Raw genomic sequence first — 17,371 nt, forward strand, 5'->3', positions numbered from 1 at the left:
TCACCCCCCCCCCCCACCCCCCCCCCCCCTCCCCCCCCCCCCCCCCCCCCCCCCCCCCCCCCCCCCCCCCCCCCCCCCCCCCCCCCCCCCACCGCGGCGCGGTCCCGGGCGGCACGGCTCGGCACCCGGTCGCCGAGTTCCGCCGCCAGGCGAAACCGCCGGAGGGCGCAGGCCCGGATATCCGTTCGTCCCGAGCGGGTGGGCGCCCTACTCTCGGGGACATGGACAAGCCCCTCGTCGCCGTGCTCAGCGGCGCCGGCATCTCCACCGACTCCGGGATCCCCGACTACCGCGGGCCGAACGGGCTGTGGCGGCGGGACCCGGAGGCCGAGAAGCTCGTGACGTACGAGTACTACATGAGCGATCCGGAGATCCGGCGGCGCTCGTGGCAGATGCGGCGGCAGAACCGGACGCTGAAGGCGGAGCCGAACGCCGCGCACCGGGCCGTGGCCGAGCTGGAGCGGTCCGGGGTGCCCGTGCGGGTGATCACGCAGAACGTGGACGGGCTGCACCAGCTCGCCGGGATGCCCGCCCGCAAGGTGCTCGAACTGCACGGCAGCGCCCGCGGCGTGGTCTGCACGCGGTGCCATGCGCGCGGGTCGATGGAGGACGCCCTCGCCCGCGTCGACGCCGGGGAGGACGACCCGCCGTGCCTGGGGTGCGGCGGGATCCTGAAGTCGGCGACCGTGATGTTCGGTGAGCGGCTGGACCCGGAGGTCCTCGGCGAGGCCGTCGCCATCACCAAGGCGTGCACGGTGTTCATCGCGGTCGGCAGCAGCCTCCAGGTGCACCCCGCCGCCGCGCTCGCCGGTCTGGCCGCCGACCACGGGGCCCGGCTGATCATCGTCAACGCCGAGCCGACCCCCTACGACGACCGGGCCGACGAGGTCGTACGGGAACCGATCGGCACAGCCCTGCCCGCACTGCTGGGCCGGCTGAGCGCCAGAAGTCAGCAGGGCTGACAAAGCGCCCACGGGGCCGAGCCTTTCGGGGCCCGTTCCCGGAGCCGCGTGGCGCCGGGAACGGGCCCCGTCCGACCCGCGTCAGGTCAGTGCAGGTTCTGGACCGCCGGGTCGGTGAAGCCGACCGCGAAGACCGCGCGCAGGGACGAGGTCGTCGAGCCGTTGTAGCCGTAGCAGGCGTCCAGCGTGCTCGTCGGCGTGTGCTCGCCGTACCGCGGGTCGCTCGGGCTGAAGCAGATGCCCTCGGTCAGTCCCCACAGCTCGTCCACCTGAGTCGTGCCGAGCTTCGGCCAGTAGCTCAGGGCCTGCGGCGGGCCGGCCGACCAGTTGCCGCCGGCCGCGCAGGTCGTCCCGGCCCTGGTGTCGCCGATCCACGTGTGGGAGTACACGCCGGGCTGGGTGCCACAGCCCTTGTGGAAGGCGAAGTTCAGCACGCCCTGGTCGTCGGTCCAGGTCATGCCGCCCTGCAGCCCCCGGTAGCGGGAGGCGGCGTAGGCGTCCTGGATGACGGTCTTGCCGCCGGACATGTTGAGGAGCCCGGGGTAGGTCGAGGAGCTCGTCGGGTTGAGCTGGTAGCGCACCACGCGGCCGCCGTCGACGCCGCCGTACCACTCGCCGGTGACCAGCTTGTACGGGCTGCCGCCGGTCTTGTCGAGGGAGAGCCACGAGTAGCAGAGGTGGTCCGGGTCGAGGGTGCCGGCGTTCGCGTCGGAGTCGCACGCGGTGGGTGTGCCCGACTGCTGGTAGTAGTGCACCTCGGGCAGCACATACGGGTAGCCGCAGGCGCTGGAGCGGCCGCCGCTGATCCCGTAGGTGCTGACGCCGGAGCCGTAGTCGTCGACCTTGGCGAGCTTGTTGATGTCGAACACCCGGATGCCGTGTGCGGTGTCCGTGACGTAGATGTAGTTCGAGTACCAGACGATGCCACCGCCGTGGCCCGTGACGAACTTGAAGTTCGACGCGCCCGACGACGTGCTGGTCGGTTCGGCGAGCAGCACGTGGCGGTACTTGCCGGTGTCGCGGTCGATGAAGGTGAGCTTCAGCAGGTTGTCCGTCTTGCAGCCGCTGGAGGTCTCCCCGGACAGCGTCTCGTAGTGCCAGGAGACCGCGGCGACGTGGTCGCCCTGGATCGCGCCGTCGCCGCCGTCGGCCGTGCCCGTGGTGCTCAGGCCCTGCGGATACCAGTGCTGGGTGGTGTCGTCGCCGTGCGCCGACGACCAGCACCAGGCGACCTTGGTGGTCACCGGCGGCAGCGCCTTGGTCTCGTTGCCCGAGCAGGCCCGCATCGAGCGCAGGTTCAGCCAGGAGTCGGTGGCGCCCGACGAGTTCGTGGTGTAGTCCGTGCTGATGACGTCCGTCAGGCTGGCATGGTCCGTCAGGTAGGTGTTGTAGAGGTTGTTCGTCGCAGCGACGTAACTGGTGTCCGTCATCTTGAACTGGTCGCCGCTGAGCGTCAGCTGCGTCACCGTGGGTGTGTCCGCCGCCGTCGCCGGCTGTCCCGTCAGCCCGGCGAACAGTGCGGCCGCGGCCGCGATCACAGCCAGCGGTCTGAATTTTCGTATGGGCGCCACGCGCACCTTCCATGAGTGAACCGATGCATGTCTCGTCTGGAGCATGCCAAGTGCGCAAGGAAGCGTAGATCATATGCGGGATGTGCGGAGGGCGCGGCACACATTCCCGTCTTCGACGGGGAATGCGTGGAGGACCGGGTCACCGGAGCCCGCGACCGGGGCGCGGGCGACCACCTGTCCGCCCGCGCATGACCCTTTGCTCTGGTGTGCCTGCACCGATCGTGGCAGAAAGCTCTAGAACAGCGCCGATCCCCGTTCGAACTCCAGCAGCCGGCGCTTGCGCTCCAGTCCGCCGCCGTAGCCCGTCAGGCCGCCGCTCGTGCCGATGACGCGGTGGCAGGGGACGATGATGCCGATGGGGTTCTTGCCGTTGGCCAGGCCCACGGCGCGGGAGGCGCCGGGGTTGCCGAGGGCGTCGGCGAGTTGGCCGTAGGAGCGGGTCTCGCCGTAGGGGATGCGGCGCAGTTGGTCCCAGACGCTGCGCTGGAACGGGGTGCCGGCAAGCCGCAGTTCGAGCGTGAACTCCTTCAACTCACCCGTGAAGTACGCCTCGAGCTGTTCCTCCGCCTCGGCGAAGGGACCCTCGTCGCGATCACCGAAGGTCTCCTCCGGTGGGCGGTGGCGCTGCTCGGTCATGTAGAGGCCGCACAGGACTCCGTCGTCGGCGACCAGGGTGAGCGGGCCGTAGGGGCTGTCGATGATGGTGTGCTGTTTCACTGCGTGTCCTTACACGGGAAGGAAGTTGATCGGGTGGCTGTCCGTCGCCCACAGATACTGGACCGCGTACGCCCGCCACGGCCGCCAGGCCGCCGCGCGGGCGGTGAGCGCGGCCGGCGTGGAGGGCAGGCCCAGCTCCCGGGCGGCGCGTCGGATGCCGAGGTCGGTGGGCAGGAACGCGTCGGGATCGCCGAGGGCGCGCATCGCGATCACGTCGACCGTCCAGGGGCCGAAGCCGGGCAGCGCGAGCAGCCGGGCGCGGGTCTCCTCCCAGTCGCTCTCGACGCCCAGGTGGATGGCTCCCTCGGCGAGTTGACGGACGAGGGTGGTGAAGGTCGTCCGGCGGGTGCGGGGCATCGCCAGCGACTCGGGGTCGAGCGCGGCGAGGGCCTCCGGTGCCGGGAAGAGGTGGGTGAGGCCGCCCTCGGGGTCCTCGACGGCTTCGCCGTGCGCCGTGACCAGGCGGGCCGCGTGGGTGCGGGCGGCGGCCGTGGACACCTGCTGGCCGAGGACGGCGCGCACGGCGAACTCGGCCTCGTCGACGGTGCGCGGCACCCGCCGTCCGGGGGCCTTGTCGACGAGGGGCGCCAGCACCGGGTCCGTGCGCAACTGGTCGTCGACGGCGACCGGGTCGGCGTCCAGGTCGAGCATGCGGCGGCAGCGGCTGATGGCGACGGGCAGGTCGCGCATGTCGCTGAGGCTGAGGCGGCACCCGATGTGGTCGGGCCGCGGGGTCAACGCCACGATGCCGTGTCCGTACGGCAGCCGGAGCGTGCGCCGGTACGCGCCGTCGCGCCACTCCTCCACGCCGGGTACGGCGGTGGCGGCCAGGTGACCGAAGAGGTTGTCGGGGTTCAAGGGGGCGCGGAACGGCAGCCTGAGGCTGAGGACGCCCGGTGCGATCACCCGCTGCTTGGGCAGGTGGGCGCGCAGTTCGCTCGGGGAGACGGCGAAGACCTCCCGGAGGGTGTCGTTGAAGGTGCGGATCGAGGAGAATCCGGCGGCGAACGCGATCTCGGCCATGGGCAGGCCCGTGGTCTCGATGAGCAGCCGGGCGGTCTGGGCGCGCTGGGCCCGGGCGAGCGCGAGGGGGCCGGCGCCGAGTTCGGCGAGGAGCTGGCGCTCGATCTGGCGGGCGCTGTAGCCGAGGCGGGCCGCGAGGCCGGGCACGCCCTCGCGGTCCACGACGCCGTCGGTGATCAGCCGCATGGCGCGGGCGACCAGGTCGGCGCGCTGGTTCCACTCGGGCGAGCCGGGGCTGGTGTCCGGGCGGCACCGCTTGCAGGCGCGGAACCCGGCCTGCTGGCAGGCGGCGGCGCTCGGGTAGAACGTCATGTTCTCCGGCTTGGGCGGCACCGCCGGGCAGCTGGGGCGGCAGTAGATCCGCGTGGTCAGGACCGCGGTGAAGAACCAGCCGTCGAAGCGCGCGTCCTTGGACTGGACGGCGCGCACACAGCGTTCCCGGTCGGTGTGCATCACGTTCCGCATGCCTCAAGCATCGGGCAAGGAAGCCTGTCGGGCTGGCGAAAATCCGACATGTGGTTCGGTCGACCTGCCGCTCCCCCGATCGCCGCCGCCACCTCGGTCGTTCCCAGGCCACCGCCGCACGGCAGCCCGAACAGACCTTCGCGTTCAGTGCGGACGTTCGGGTTGGCGTCCGGGCGGCTGGGCGGGCTGCGGCAAGGGCGGCGACGGTTCGACGGGGCGGGTCTGCGCGGTGTCGCGGGACACGGTCAGCGGTTCCCCGTAGTGCTTGATCCGGATCGATTCCCCTGCCACGAGCGTGTACGCGGCCCGCGAGTCGGTGATCTCCACGCGGAGGCAGTGACCGCGAACGTGGACCGAGAAGGCGAGCCGGCTCAGGGCATCGGGCATCCGGGGGGCGAAGGACAGGGTTCCCCCGTGGTGGCGCATGCCGCCGAAGCCGGCGACCAGCGCGATCCAGGAGCCCGCCAGGGACGCGATGTGCAGGCCGTCACGGGTGTTGTTCTCCAGGTCGTCCAGATCCATCAGAGCCGCCTCGCCCAGGTAGTCGTAGGCCAGGCGCAGATGGCCGACATCGGCGGCGATGACGGCCTGCACGCTCGCCGACAACGAGGAGTCACGGACGGTGAGCGGTTCGTAGTAGGCGAAGTTCCGCGCCTTCTCGCCGTCGTCGAAGGCGTCCCCGCGCAGGTACATCGCCAGCACGAGGTCGGCTTGTTTGACCACTTGCTTCCGGTAGATCTGGAGGTACGGGAAGTGCAGCAGCAGGGGGTAGTCCTGCGGCCGGGTGCGGGAGAAGTCCCAGACCTCGTGGCGCGTGAAGCCCGCGGCCTGCTCGTGGATGCCCAGGGCGCTGTTGTAGGGCACGGTCATCGCCCTGGCGGCGGTCCGCCATGCGGCCGTCTCCTCCTCGGTCACCCCGAGCGCGGTGGCCTGTGCGGGGTGGCGTGCGGCGGCGTCGGCGGCGGCCCGCAGGTTCTCCTGGGCCATGAGATTGGTGTAGGCGTTGTCGTCGGAGAGCGCGCTGTACTCGTCGGGGCCGGTGACGCCGTCGATGTGGAAGCGGCCCTGGGAGTCGTGGTGTCCCAGGGAACGCCACAACCGGGCGGTCTCCACCAGGAGCTCCACACCGGTGTCGCGTTCGAAGTCCTCGTCGCCGGAGACCGAGACGTAGCGCAGGACGGCGTGGGCGATGTCGGCGTTGACGTGGAAGGCGGCGGCACCGGCCGGCCAGTAGCCGGAGCATTCCGCGCCGTCGATGGTGCGCCACGGGAAGGCCGCCCCCTTCAGGCCCAGTTGGCGGGCGCGGTCGCGGGCCGCGGGCAGGGTGTCCTGGCGCCAGCGCAGTGCCGCGGCCACGCTGCGCGGGTGGGTGAAGATGAGCACCGGCAGAACGTAGGTCTCCGTGTCCCAGAAGGCGTGCCCGTCGTAGCCGGAGCCCGTCAGGCCCTTGGCGGGGATGGCCCGCTGCTCGGCCCGGGCGGCGGCCTGCAGCACATGGAAGAGCGCGAAACGGACGGCCTGCTGGATCTCCGCGTCGCCGTCCACCTCCACGTCGGCGTGGGCCCAGAAGTCGTCCAGGACGGCCCGCTGCTGGTCGACCAGGCCCTGCCAGCCCGTGACGCGCGCCTCGGCGAGTGCCGCCTGCGCCTGGTCCCTCAGGGAGGGCAGTGAGCGCAGCGAGGACCAGCCGTAGGAGACCAGCTTCTCCAGCCGGAGCCTCTCGCCGGGCCTGAGGTCGGCGATGACGGTGAACCGGGCGACGTCCTGCGCGCTCTCCCCGACCGTCCGGGTGGATGCCGGGCCCTCCACGATGTGGTCGGCGGCGGCCGCGACCCGCAGTCCGCTGCGGGCGGTGCGGTGGATCAGGTGCAGCCGGGCGCCCTGGGCATAGTGCTCCTCGGGCTGCAGCGGGGATTCCAGGGCGGCGGCGACCCGTGGATCGTCGCTGGGCCGCGGCATGGGCTCGTTGGCGACGAGTTCGGACTGGACGACGAGGCGCACCTCGTCGTCCAGCGGTTCCACTTCGTAGGCGATCGCGGCGACGGCCCGGTGGGTGAAGGAGACCAGGCGGGTGGAGCGCACGCGGACGGCCTTCCCCACCGGCGAGACCCACTCGAACACGCGGTGCAGCACCCCGCCCCGCAGGTCGAGGACCCGCTCGTGGGAGCGGAGGCGCCCGTAGCGCAGGTCGACCTGCTCGTCGTCCACGACGAGGCGGATGAGCTTGCCGTCGGTGACGTTGATGACCGTCTGGCCGGACTCCGGGTAGCCGTATCCGGCCTCGGCGTAGGGCAGGGGGTGGACTTCGTGGACGCCGTTGAGGTAGCAGCCCGGCAGTCCGTGCGGCTCTCCTTCCTCGAGGTTGCCTCGCCAGCCGATGTGTCCGTTGGAGAGGGCGAACACCGATTCGCTCTGTGCCAGGACGTCCAGGTCGAGCCCGGTCTCGCGTACGCACCAGGGTTCGACCCCGTAGGCGGGGTGGGTGATCACGGCGGGTCCTCCGGGGATATGTCCGGAAAGCCTGACAGGCCATGTTTGTATCTTCCCGCTTCACCAGTCACTCCACCCCCACAGGGCCCCGAAAGAGGCGGGCGACCTCACCGAGGGCGATGGGGGTGAGCGTTCCCTCAGGTGAGCTGTGCGGCGAACGCCTCGTAGGCCCGCTCGTCGAAGAGGACGAACCTGACCTCCTCGACGGCCGTCCGCGTGGCCCTGACCGTTTCGACCGCGAGGCGGGCGGCGTCGTCGATCGGCCAGCCGTAGATGCCCGCGGACACGGCCGGGAACGCGACCGTCCGGGCGCCGAGCTCGTCGGCGACGCGCAGCGACTGCCGGTAGCAGGAGGCCAGCAGCTCCGAGCGGTCCTCCTGATGGCTGAAGCGGGGACCGACCGTGTGGATCACCCAGCGTGCGTCCAGTTCGCCCGCCGTGGTGGCGACCGCCTGGCCGGTGGGCAGTCCCTTGCCGTACCGCGAGGCGCGCAGCGCGCGGCACTCCTCGAGGATCGCGGGACCGCCGCGCCGGTGGATCGCGCCGTCCACCCCTCCCCCGCCGAGCAGCGAGGAGTTGGCCGCGTTGACGATCGCGTCGGCGCTCTGCCGGGTGATGTCGCCCCGGACCAGCGTGATGGTGGTCATCGCTGCCTCAGCCTCCGCCAGACCGCCTTCGCCGCGTTGTGTCCCGACATGCCGTGCACGCCAGGGCCCGGTGGGGTGGCCGAGGAGCAGATGAAGACGGCCGGGTGCGGGGTGCTGTACGGGAACAGGGACACCTTGGGGCGCAGCAGGAGCTGGAGGCCGGACGCCGCGCCGGAGGCGATGTCGCCGCCCACGTAGTTCGCGTTGCGGGCGGCCAGTTCGGGCGGGCCCGCGGTGGCGCGGGCCAGGACGCGGTCGCGGAATCCGGGGGCGAAGCGTTCGAGTTGGCGCTCCATGGCATCGGTGAGGTCGCCGCGCCAGCCGTTGGGCACATGGCCGTACGCCCAGAAGACCTGCTTGCCCGCCGGGGCCCGGGTGGGGTCGGCGACGCTGGGCTGCACGGTGATGAGAAACGGCCTCTCGGGCGCGCGGCCCTCCCGGGACGCGGCGCGCAGGGCGGTGCCGATCTCCGCGCTGTCCGCGCCGATCTGCACGGTGCCGGCGACGCGCGGCTCCTTCGCGGTCCACGGGACCGGGCCGTCCAGCGCGTAGTCGATCTTGAACACGGCGGCGCCGTAGCGGTAGCCGTCGTAGTAGCGCCCGAGGCCGGCGATACGGGCCAGCGCGGTGGGCGAGGTGTCGAAGACGTACGCGCGCGCCGGGGGCAGGTCGTCGAGGCGCTTGACCTCGTAGTCGGTGTGAATGGCGCCGCCGAGGTCCTTCAGGTACGCGGCGAGGGCGTCGGAGACGGACTGGGAGCCGCCGCGGGCCACCGGCCAGCCGCGGGCGTGCGCCGCCAGGGCGAAGACCAGGCCGACCGCGCCGGTGGCGAACCCGCCGAGCGGGGCGATCACGTGGGCGACGAGCCCGGCGAACAGGGCCTTGGCGCGCTCGTCGCGGAAGCGGCGCATCAGCCAGGTGGACGGGGGTAGGCCGACGAGGCCGAAGCGGGCGAGGGTGACCGGGTCGCGGGGCAGCGCGGTCAGGGGCAGGGACATGAAGTCCCGGGCCAGGGTGTCCCAGCGGCTCAGGAAGGGCGCGACCAGGCGGCGGTACGTCCCCGCGTCGCGGGGGCCGAACGAGGCGGCCGTCTCGGCCACGGACCGGGACAGCACCGCGGCGGTGCCGTCGGGGAAGGGGTGCGCCATCGGCAGCTCCGCGTGCAGCCACTGCAGCCCGTACCGCTCGAGGGGCATCGCGCGGAACGCGGGGGAGTTGATGCCGAGGGGGTGAGCGGCCGAACACGGGTCGTGCCGGAAGCCGGGCAGCGTCAGCTCCTCGGTACGGGCGCCGCCGCCGACGGTGTCGCGTGCCTCGAAGACGGCCACGGAGAACCCGCGGCGGGCCAGCTCCACGGCAGCCGTCAGCCCGTTGGGCCCCGCCCCCACCACGACCGCATCGAGCATCGACGGCACCTTCGGACTCCTTCGTCAGCCGACGGCCACAGGAGATCAGGATATGCCGGGGGTCCGACACGCCCGGGGTACGGGGGAAGATCAGGCGGCGTCCGACAGCAGCCCCACCACTCGGCGCGCCGTGGCCTCGTCCCGGGCCGCGGTGAACGGCAGCGCGTTGCCGCCCGTGATCCGGAACGGTTCGCCCGTCAGGGTGAGGTGCGCGCCACCCGCCTCCTCGACCAGAAGCAGGCCGGCCGCGTGGTCCCAGGCCGCTTCCCAGGAGAAGGCCGTGGCGTCCAGGACGCCCTTGGCGATGTTGAGGTACTCCAGGCCCGCCGAGCCGCACGAGCGCGGGCGGACGCCGTCCGTCCACAGGCCGAGCAGCGCGCGCTTCTGCTCGTCCGTCGTGAAGTCCGGGTGCGAGGTGGCCACCTCCAGGTCGCGGCCCGCCGCGGGAGAGCCCGCCAGCAGGCGCTCGCCGTCGAGGAACGCGCCCTTGCCCCGCACCGCCGTGGCGAGCCGGTCCAGGGCCGGGGCGTACGTCCACGAGGCGCGTACGACACCGCCCTGGGCCAGCGCGACCAGGGTGCAGAAGCCCGGGTCGCCGTGCACGAACTGGCGGGTGCCGTCGACCGGGTCGACGATCCAGACGGGGGCCTCGCCCCGGATGGCCTCGTACGTCACGGGGTTGGCGTGCACCGCCTCCTCGCCCACCACGACCGAGCCGGGCAGCAGCTTCGCGAGCACCTCGGTGAGGTAGGCCTCCGCGTTGCGGTCGGCGTCCGTGACCAGGTCGTGCGGGCCGCTCTTCTCGTCGATCTCGTCCGCGGCGAGCTGCCGGAAGCGCGGCATGATCTCGGTGGCGGCCGCCTTGCGCACGGCCTCCTCCACGTCTGCCGTGCCGTGCGTGAGAAACCCGTCGATGGTTTCGTAGTCGTCGATCATGCCTCCATGAGAGCACGTGTCACTGACAGTCCCCTCCGGCCCGGTGTACTCCGGCTGGAATCGGCATGAATTCGACGTGCCGACCCCGGCCCGGCCGGGCCGACGAATCCGGCCGGACCGGCGAATCCGTCGGGCGCGGCGGGTCCCGCGAGCCCGGCGGATCCCACGAGCCCTGCGGATCCCACGAGCCCGACGGATCCAGCGGCTCCGGCCGGCTCAGCGGCCGACCGCGTACCCCTGCATGCCGCGCGGATTGGCCGCGGCCGACAGCACGCCCGTCGCCGGGTCCCGGGCGACCGCGCACAGCCGCCCCTCCGACCAGGCGTCGCCGACGGTGACGTCATGGCCGCGCCTGCGCAGTTCCGCGACGACCTCCGGGTCCGTGCGGGATTCGACGGTGACGCTGCCGGGGCGCATGCCGCGCGGGTAGAAGGAACCGGGGAAGCCGTCGTTGTGCCAGTTCGGGGCGTCGATGGCGCCCTGCAGGTCGAGGCCGCCGCGGACCTGCGGGCGCAGGGCGGCCGCCAGGAAGAAGTGGAGCTGCCACTGGTCCTGCTGGTCGCCGCCGGGCGTACCGAACGCCAGTACGGGTACCCCGTCGCGCAGCGCGATCGAGGGGGTCAGGGTGGTACGGGGGCGGCGCCCGGGCGTCAGGGAGTTCGGCAGGCCCTCGTCGAGCCAGGTCATCTGCAGCCGGGTGCCGAGCGGGAAGCCCAGCTCGGGTACGACCGGATTGGACTGCAGCCAGCCGCCGCTGGGCGTGGCCGCGATCATGTTGCCCCAGCGGTCGACGACGTCCAGGTGGCAGGTGTCGCCCCGGGTGGCACCGTCGGCGGTGACGTCCGGTTCACCGGGCACGGGCGACGTCGGGCTCTTCGCCACGGTCGGTTCGCCGACGCCCATGGGGTGGAAGCCGGGATCGTCGGCGGCCACCACGCGCGCGTACTCGCTCAGGCGCGGCACGCGCCCTCCGGGGGCGCCGGGGCGCAGTTCGTACGACGCCCTGTCGCCGATCAGGGCGCGCCGCTCGGCGTTGTAGGCGTCCGACAGCAGGTCGTCGAGCGGGACCTCGGCCGCGTCGCCGTACCAGGCCTCGCGGTCGGCCATGGCGAGCTTGCAGCCCTCGATCAGCAGGTGGACGTAGTCCGCGGAGCCGTACCGGGGCAGCTCGGGCGGGAGCAGGGCGAGCTGCTGGAGGAGGACGGGGCCCTGGCTCCAGGGGCCCGCCTTGCACAGGGTCCAGCCGTTCCAGTCGTAGGTCGCCGGGGCCTCGTAGGCGGCCGACCAGGAGGCCAGGTCCTCGGCGGTCAGGGTGCCGCTGTGGTGCTCGCCGGTGGTGTCCATGGTGGGTCGCCCCGCCTGCCGTACCAGGGCCTCGGCGATGAACCCGGACCGCCACACCCGGCGGGCCGCCTCGATCTGGGCCTCCCGGTCCCCGGCCCCGGCGACCTCGGCGAGCAGCCGCTTCCAGGTGGCGGCCAGTGCGGGGTTGCGCAGCAGCTCGCCGGGGCGCGGCGGCCTCCCACCGGGCAGGTACACCCCGGCCGAGGAGGTCCACTCGGTCTCGAACAGCTCGCGCACGGTCTCGACGGTCCGGCCGACGCGCTCCACGGGCGGGTGCCCGTGCTCGGCGTAGCCGATGGCGTACTCCAGGACGTCGGCGAGGGTCCTGGTGCCGTGGTCGCGCAGCAGGAGCATCCAGGCGTCGAAGGCTCCCGGGACGGCCGCGGCCAGCGGCCCGGTGCCGGGGACGAGATCCAGGCCGAGTCCCCGGTAGTGGGCGATGGTGGCGCCGGCGGGCGCGACGCCCTGCCCGCACAGCACCCGCACCTCGCCGCCCGCCGGGGCGAGGAGGATCGGGACCTCGCCCGCGGGGCCGTTGAGGTGTGGTTCCACGACGTGCAGGACGAACGCCCCGGCGACGGCCGCGTCGAACGCGTTGCCGCCGCTCTCCAGTACGGCCATCGCCGACTGGGAGGCCAGCCAGTGGGTGGAGGACACCATGCCGAAGGAGCCCTGGAGCGTGGGCCGGGTGGTGAACTGCACCTCTCACCTCGCTGTTGACGCCCGTCAGCGGTCCCGATCAGCGCCCGGAGCCGTCCCGGGGATCGTCCCGGCAATTCGGGCCGCAGCCCCGGTTCACCTGATCAGCCGACAGACTATCGACCGGACGTCATCCCGCCGGGCCGGCTGGCCTCGGATCACGTCGCCCTCCGCCGGACGGTGGGTGAACCCGGATGGCACCGCCGCGTCACACGTGACCGGCGATCATGTCTGGCATGCTGACGCCGTGTCCTCCGGGCCACCCGTCCGCCACCGGTCGGCCCTCGCAGTACGCCGAGGCCGGCGGCCGTCGCCGACTCCTCATCCACGCCAGGCCGCCCGGCCGATTCACACCGCCCGCTTCCCCCCGGGGGACCGACCGGCGCATGGAGGGCGCTCATGTCACAGACACGCCCAGGGCCGGGCGGGCCGCGGGTCACCACCCGTGAGCCCCGGGTTCCCACGGGGGAGCTCATCAGGGAGTACCTGACGACCACCGATCACAAGAAGGTCGGCCACCTGTACTTCATCACCGCGTTCGGCTTCTTCCTGTTCGCCGGGGTGCTGGCGATGGTGATGCGCGCCGAGCTGGCCCGTCCGGGGCTGCAGATCGTCACCGAGCAGCAGTACAACGAGCTGTTCACCATCCACGGCACGATCATGATGCTGCTCTTCGCGACCCCCACGTTCGCCGGGTTCGCGAACGCCGTCATGCCGTTGCAGATCGGCGCCCCCGATCTCGCCTTCCCCCGCCTGAACGCGTTGTCGTACTGGCTGTTCCTCTTCGGCGGGCTGATCGTCGTCTCGGGCTTCTTCGTCGATCAGGGCCCGGCGGCGTTCGGCTGGTTCGCCTACTCACCGCTGAACGACGCGGTCCACTCCCCCGGTCACGGCGGCGACCTGTGGGCCATGGGCCTGGCGGTCTCGGGCGTCAGCACCACGCTCAGCAGTGTCAACTTCATCGCCACGATCCTGTCGCTGCGGGTGCCGGGGATGACGATGTTCAGGATGCCGATCTTCACGTGGAACATCCTGTTCACGTCGATCCTCGCGCTGCTGGCCTTCCCGGTGTTCACCGCGATCCTGCTGGCCCTGGTGGCCGATCGGGCCTACGGCGCCCACATCTTCGACTCCCCCTCCGGCGGGGCGCTGCTGTGGCAGCACCTGTTCTGGTTCTTCGGCCATCCCGAGGTCTACATCGTGGCGTTGCCGTTCTTCGGCGTCGTCACGGAGATCATCCCGGTGTTCAGCCGCAAACCGGTCTTCGGGTACGCCGGCATGGTGGGTGCGACGATCACCATCACGGTGCTGTCGGCCACGGTGTGGGCCCACCACATGTTCGCCACGGGAGCGGTGCTGCTGCCGTTCTTCTCCCTGCTGTCGTTCCTGATCGGCGTCCCGACGGGGGTGAAGTTCTTCAACTGGATCGGCACCATGTGGCGGGGCAGCGTCTCCTTCGAGACGCCGATGCTGTGGTCGGCCGGCTTCCTGGTGACGTTCCTGCTCGGCGGGCTCAGCGGCGTGATCATCGCCTCCCCGGCCCTGGACTTCCATCTGACCGACACCTACTTCATCGTCGCCCATCTGCACTATGTGCTCTTCGGGACGATCGTCTTCGCCATGTTCGGCGGCTTCTACTTCTGGTGGCCCAAGATGACGGGAAAGCTGCTCGACGAACGCCTGGGGAAGATCCATTTCTGGACCCTGTTCGTCGGCTTCCAGACGACCTTCCTCGTCCAGCACTGGCTCGGCGAGATCGGGATGCCCCGCCGTTACGCGGACTATCTGGCCGCCGACGGCTTCACCACCCTGAACACCGTCTCGACCATCGGCGCCTTCCTGATCGGCCTGTCCACCCTGCCCTTCCTCTACAACGTGTGGAAGACCGCTCAGTACGCCCCCAAGGTCGGCGTGGACGACCCCTGGGGCTGGGGCCGCTCCCTGGAGTGGGCGACCTCGTGTCCCCCGCCCCGGCACAACTTCACCACGCTGCCCCGCGTACGGTCCGACTCCCCCGCGTTCGACCTGCACCACCCCGAGGTGCTGCAGGAACTGGCCCCGTCCGCTCATGGAGCGGTGGAGCCGACCCCCGACACCCTGGGAGAGCAGAGCGAATGAAGTCCGAGGGCTACCTCTTCGCCGGCGTGGCGCTGTTCTTCCTGCTCACCGACGCCGCCTACGCCTGGTTCGGGCGCGAACCCGCGGGCATCGCCGCGCTGAGCGTGTCGTTCGCCATGTCCTCGGTGATCGCGTTCTTCTGCCTGATCAACTACCGGCGCAAGGGCCTGCGCCCCGAGGACCGCCCGGACTCCGACATCCGCGAGCGCAGCGGCACGATCGACTTCTTCCCGCCGCACAGCGGCTACCCGGTCCTCACAGCGCTGGGAGCCGCGGTGATCGCCGTCGGCATCGTCTACGGCGTATGGGTCATCCTCATCGGGTTCGGTCTCCTCTGGCCCGGAGTCTTCGGCATGGTGTTCCAGTTCGGGGACCGGGAAAGCCGTTGAGGCGGACGGCGGTCCCGCCTCGACTGCCCTGCCCGCGGCCGAGGGCCCGTTCACTCCCTGTCAATCCTCCCCGTCCACCCCGCCCGACACCGGGTCCGCCGTGCGGCCCGTGACCTGCAGACGTTCCTCCGCCGTTGCGGGCAGCTCCACCCGGTCGCGGTAGTACCAGGAGCTGAGCGCCGACTTGAGGCGCCGGCGCAGCGTTGCCCGGGGTCCCGGGGGCTCGAGCGGCCGGGGAAGCTCCCTGACCAGCAGGCGGTAGCGCCGCTCCCGGTCGAGACGCGTGTGACGCTCCCCCATGCCGCCCGCGACGTCCTGGAGCACCACGCCCGTCTCCTCGCCCTCCTGGTACAGCCGGCGCTCGTGCAGTTGCAGCGCGAGGCAGATACGACGGGTGAGGAGGTGAGCGAGGACCGGGCCGGCGATGACGGCGATACGGAAGGCCCAGGTGAGGGCGTTGACGGAAACACCGAACTCATAGGCGATCACGTCGTTGCCGCCGGCCAGGAGCAGCACGGCGTAGAAGACGACGGCCGCCACGCCCAGCCCTGTGCGCACCGGCCGGTCGCGGGGCCGGTCGCACAGATGGTGCTCCACCAGGTCCCCGGTCACCCATCGCTCGAAGACGGGATACAGGTACAGCACCAGGAACAGCAGCGCCGGCAGGACGACCGCGGGCAGCAGGACGTTCCACATGAAGGTGTGGCCGGCGACGTTCGTCTCCAGGCCCGGCATCAGCCGCAGCGCCCCTTCCAGGAATCCGACGTACCAGTCCGGCTGGGCGTCGGTCGAGACCTGGTCGGCGACGTACGGGCCGTAGCTCCACACGGGATTGATCTGCGCGACCGCGGCCAGCAGCGCGGTGACACCGAAGACGATCAGGGAGAGACCCGCCGACCTGGCGGCGAACGAGGGGTACATCGGCTGCCCCACCGCGTTCCGGTTGGTCCTCCCCGGCGCCGCCCACTGCGTGTGCTTCAGATAGACCACCATGGCCAGATGCACGGCGACCAGGGCGATGAGCAGTCCGGGCGCGAACAGCACGTGCACGATGTACAGCCGCTGGCCGAGTACCTGGCCGGGATACGAACCGCCCCACAGGAAGAAGGCCAGATACGTCCCCACGACCGGGATCGACATCACGATGGTGTTCGCGGTGCGCAGCCCGGTGCCGGACAACAGGTCGTCGGGGAGGGAGTAACCGCAGAACCCCTCCAGGAGGGCCAGCAGGAACAGGGTCACTCCGATGACCCAGTTGAGCTCTCGCGGCCGGCGGAACGCGCCGGTGAAGAAGATCCGCAGCATATGGACGCCGATGGCCGCGACGAAGACGAGGGCGGCCCAGTGGTGCATCTGGCGGATCAGCAGGCCGCCGCGCACGTCGAAGCTCACATCGAGCGTCGACGCGTATGCCTTGGTGACCAGCAGGCCCCGCAGGGGCTTGTACGACCCCGAGTAGATCACTTGGGCCAGGCTCGGATCGAAAAAGAGCGTCAGATAACTGCCGGTGAGAACCAGAATGACGAAACTGTACAGAGCGATTTCACCGAGCAGGAACGACCAGTGGTCGGGGAAGGCCTTGCGCAGCAGTTGTCCGGCCAGCTCCGAGACGGGCGCCCGGCGGTCCATCACCACGTACGCCTGGAACGCCGCCTGCCGTGCCTGCGCCTCAAGCCTCGCCCTGCGCCGCCGCATGAACACGCCGCACCACGCTCCTCCACGTCCTTTCCCGTTCCGGCGCGCCGCGCAGCTCGGTCGGCCGCGCGGCACGCCGGGAGCACCGAGTGCCGCGTGATTCAATCTTGATCGTGATCCCTGGGCGTATTGCGCAGGCATGCCGGGGGTGCACGCTTTTCCACGGCGCCCGGGTGGCTCCGCACCCGATCGCCGCCCGGTACACGACGCCGTACGGGGCAGGACGCCACCAGGGAGTGGGAGTGGGCAGTCGCAGCGGCATCCTCGAGGTACTGACGGCCGACCACCGAGAGGTCCAGCGTCTTTTCGACCGTATTCGCTCCTCGGCGCCCCGCAGTGACGAGCGGAGGACACTGGTCGAGCAGGTCACCATCAGCCTCGTCCGTCATGCGGTGGCGGAGGAGGAGTATCTGTATCCGGCGGTGCGCCGATACGTGGCGGACGGCGACGCCTGGGCGGAACGCGAACTCGCCGAGCACCGTGAAATCGAGGAGCTGCTGAATTCCCTGGAGGCCCGGGAGGCGGACAGTGAGGAATTCGGTCACCTCCTGCTGTCCGTGATCACCCGTGTGACGGAACACGTCGTCGAGGAGGAGCAGCTCCTCTTCCCACGCCTGCAAGCGGTGTGTCCCGCCGACGTCCTGCAGGACCTCGGTACGAAGGTCCGCGACGCGGAGGCTTCCGCGCCCACCCGGCCGCGACCGGGCGCACCCCGATCGGCCCCCGTGGTGAAGGTCACCGCACAGGCATGGGGCCCCTGGGACCGCCTCCGCGACCTCGTGACACGCCGCGGCCGCCAGTGACTCCCGGGCGGTCACGCTGCGTCACGAACGACCCGCTCGTGCCGACGCTCGCCCGTTTCGTCCCCCCGGGGTCCGCGTGACGCCTGGTCGCGCGGGTACTCGGCGG

General features: G+C 71.5%; 13 protein-coding genes. 4 read left to right on the forward strand and 9 right to left on the reverse strand.

What is annotated here, in order from left to right:
• Positions 1-221 precede the first annotated feature (221 nt).
• Positions 222-962 carry an SIR2 family NAD-dependent protein deacylase gene (locus ACZ4SW_RS24460; RefSeq protein ID WP_468249383.1) on the forward strand — a complete coding sequence of 247 codons (741 nt, stop codon included), beginning with the start codon at positions 222-224 and terminating at the stop codon, positions 960-962.
• 86 nt (positions 963-1,048) lie between these two features.
• Here ACZ4SW_RS24460 and ACZ4SW_RS24465 read toward each other — a convergent pair whose 3' ends face one another.
• From ACZ4SW_RS24465 to ACZ4SW_RS24500, 8 genes are all read right to left on the reverse strand, one after another.
• The gene (locus ACZ4SW_RS24465; RefSeq protein WP_468249387.1) at positions 1,049-2,533 is read right to left on the reverse strand and encodes a hypothetical protein; all 1,485 of its coding nucleotides are present in this window, start codon (positions 2,531-2,533) and stop codon (positions 1,049-1,051) included.
• Positions 2,534-2,767: 234 nt separating this feature from the next.
• Complete coding sequence (locus ACZ4SW_RS24470; protein ID WP_468249391.1) at positions 2,768-3,250, reverse strand: methylated-DNA--[protein]-cysteine S-methyltransferase; 483 nt, start codon at positions 3,248-3,250, stop codon at positions 2,768-2,770.
• A gap of 9 nt (positions 3,251-3,259) precedes the next feature.
• Positions 3,260-4,726: an AlkA N-terminal domain-containing protein gene (locus ACZ4SW_RS24475; protein ID WP_468249694.1), complete on the reverse strand. Its 1,467-nt coding sequence runs from the start codon at positions 4,724-4,726 to the stop codon at positions 3,260-3,262.
• A gap of 156 nt (positions 4,727-4,882) precedes the next feature.
• Entirely contained in the window at positions 4,883-7,228 is a 2,346-nt protein-coding gene (locus ACZ4SW_RS24480; RefSeq protein ID WP_468249395.1) for a glycoside hydrolase family 65 protein, read from the reverse strand.
• A gap of 137 nt (positions 7,229-7,365) precedes the next feature.
• Positions 7,366-7,875, reverse strand: coding sequence for an O-acetyl-ADP-ribose deacetylase (locus ACZ4SW_RS24485; RefSeq protein ID WP_468249400.1), 510 nt, complete (start codon positions 7,873-7,875; stop codon positions 7,366-7,368).
• The gene (locus tag ACZ4SW_RS24490; protein ID WP_468249404.1) at positions 7,872-9,281 is read right to left on the reverse strand and encodes a phytoene desaturase family protein; all 1,410 of its coding nucleotides are present in this window, start codon (positions 9,279-9,281) and stop codon (positions 7,872-7,874) included. The genes ACZ4SW_RS24485 and ACZ4SW_RS24490 overlap by 4 nt, the downstream gene beginning before the upstream one ends.
• A 90-nt stretch (positions 9,282-9,371) precedes the next feature.
• A complete protein-coding gene (locus ACZ4SW_RS24495; RefSeq protein ID WP_468249408.1) occupies positions 9,372-10,217 on the reverse strand; it encodes an inositol monophosphatase family protein in 846 nt (281 codons plus the stop codon).
• Positions 10,218-10,433: 216 nt separating this feature from the next.
• Positions 10,434-12,221 carry a gamma-glutamyltransferase family protein gene (locus ACZ4SW_RS24500; RefSeq protein WP_468249700.1) on the reverse strand — a complete coding sequence of 596 codons (1,788 nt, stop codon included), beginning with the start codon at positions 12,219-12,221 and terminating at the stop codon, positions 10,434-10,436.
• 438 nt (positions 12,222-12,659) lie between these two features.
• On the opposite strand from ACZ4SW_RS24500, the gene ctaD reads away from it, so the two are divergent.
• Both ctaD and ctaF read left to right on the forward strand, forming a co-directional pair.
• A complete protein-coding gene (gene ctaD / locus ACZ4SW_RS24505) occupies positions 12,660-14,378 on the forward strand; it encodes an aa3-type cytochrome oxidase subunit I (protein ID WP_468249412.1) in 1,719 nt (572 codons plus the stop codon).
• Positions 14,375-14,767 (forward strand): aa3-type cytochrome oxidase subunit IV, encoded by a 393-nt coding sequence (ctaF, locus tag ACZ4SW_RS24510; RefSeq protein WP_468249416.1) that lies wholly within the window; start codon positions 14,375-14,377, stop codon positions 14,765-14,767. The genes ctaD and ctaF overlap by 4 nt, the downstream gene beginning before the upstream one ends.
• Positions 14,768-14,827: 60 nt before the next feature.
• Here ctaF and qcrB read toward each other — a convergent pair whose 3' ends face one another.
• Positions 14,828-16,462 (reverse strand): cytochrome bc1 complex cytochrome b subunit, encoded by a 1,635-nt coding sequence (qcrB, locus tag ACZ4SW_RS24515; RefSeq protein WP_468249708.1) that lies wholly within the window; start codon positions 16,460-16,462, stop codon positions 14,828-14,830.
• Between the two features lie 242 nt (positions 16,463-16,704).
• On the opposite strand from qcrB, the gene ACZ4SW_RS24520 reads away from it, so the two are divergent.
• Positions 16,705-17,265, forward strand: coding sequence for a hemerythrin domain-containing protein (locus ACZ4SW_RS24520; RefSeq protein ID WP_468249421.1), 561 nt, complete (start codon positions 16,705-16,707; stop codon positions 17,263-17,265).
• Positions 17,266-17,371 lie beyond the last annotated feature (106 nt).

The sequence above is a fragment of the Streptomyces sp. NPDC028331 genome (assembly GCF_055565775.1).

Excerpts from the sequence above, each read along its gene's own strand:
- ACZ4SW_RS24460 (WP_468249383.1), top strand. The coding sequence starts at position 222 with ATGGACAAGCCCCTCGTCGCCGTGCTCAGCGGCGCCGGCATCTCCACC.
- ACZ4SW_RS24475 (WP_468249694.1), bottom strand. The coding sequence starts at position 4,726 with ATGCACACCGACCGGGAACGCTGTGTGCGCGCCGTCCAGTCCAAGGAC.
- ACZ4SW_RS24485 (WP_468249400.1), bottom strand. The coding sequence starts at position 7,875 with ATGACCACCATCACGCTGGTCCGGGGCGACATCACCCGGCAGAGCGCC.
- ACZ4SW_RS24490 (WP_468249404.1), bottom strand. The coding sequence starts at position 9,281 with ATGCTCGATGCGGTCGTGGTGGGGGCGGGGCCCAACGGGCTGACGGCT.
- ACZ4SW_RS24495 (WP_468249408.1), bottom strand. The coding sequence starts at position 10,217 with ATGATCGACGACTACGAAACCATCGACGGGTTTCTCACGCACGGCACG.
- ACZ4SW_RS24500 (WP_468249700.1), bottom strand. The coding sequence starts at position 12,221 with ATGGTGTCCTCCACCCACTGGCTGGCCTCCCAGTCGGCGATGGCCGTA.
- ctaD (WP_468249412.1), top strand. The coding sequence starts at position 12,660 with ATGTCACAGACACGCCCAGGGCCGGGCGGGCCGCGGGTCACCACCCGT.
- ctaF (WP_468249416.1), top strand. The coding sequence starts at position 14,375 with ATGAAGTCCGAGGGCTACCTCTTCGCCGGCGTGGCGCTGTTCTTCCTG.
- qcrB (WP_468249708.1), bottom strand. The coding sequence starts at position 16,462 with ATGCGGCGGCGCAGGGCGAGGCTTGAGGCGCAGGCACGGCAGGCGGCG.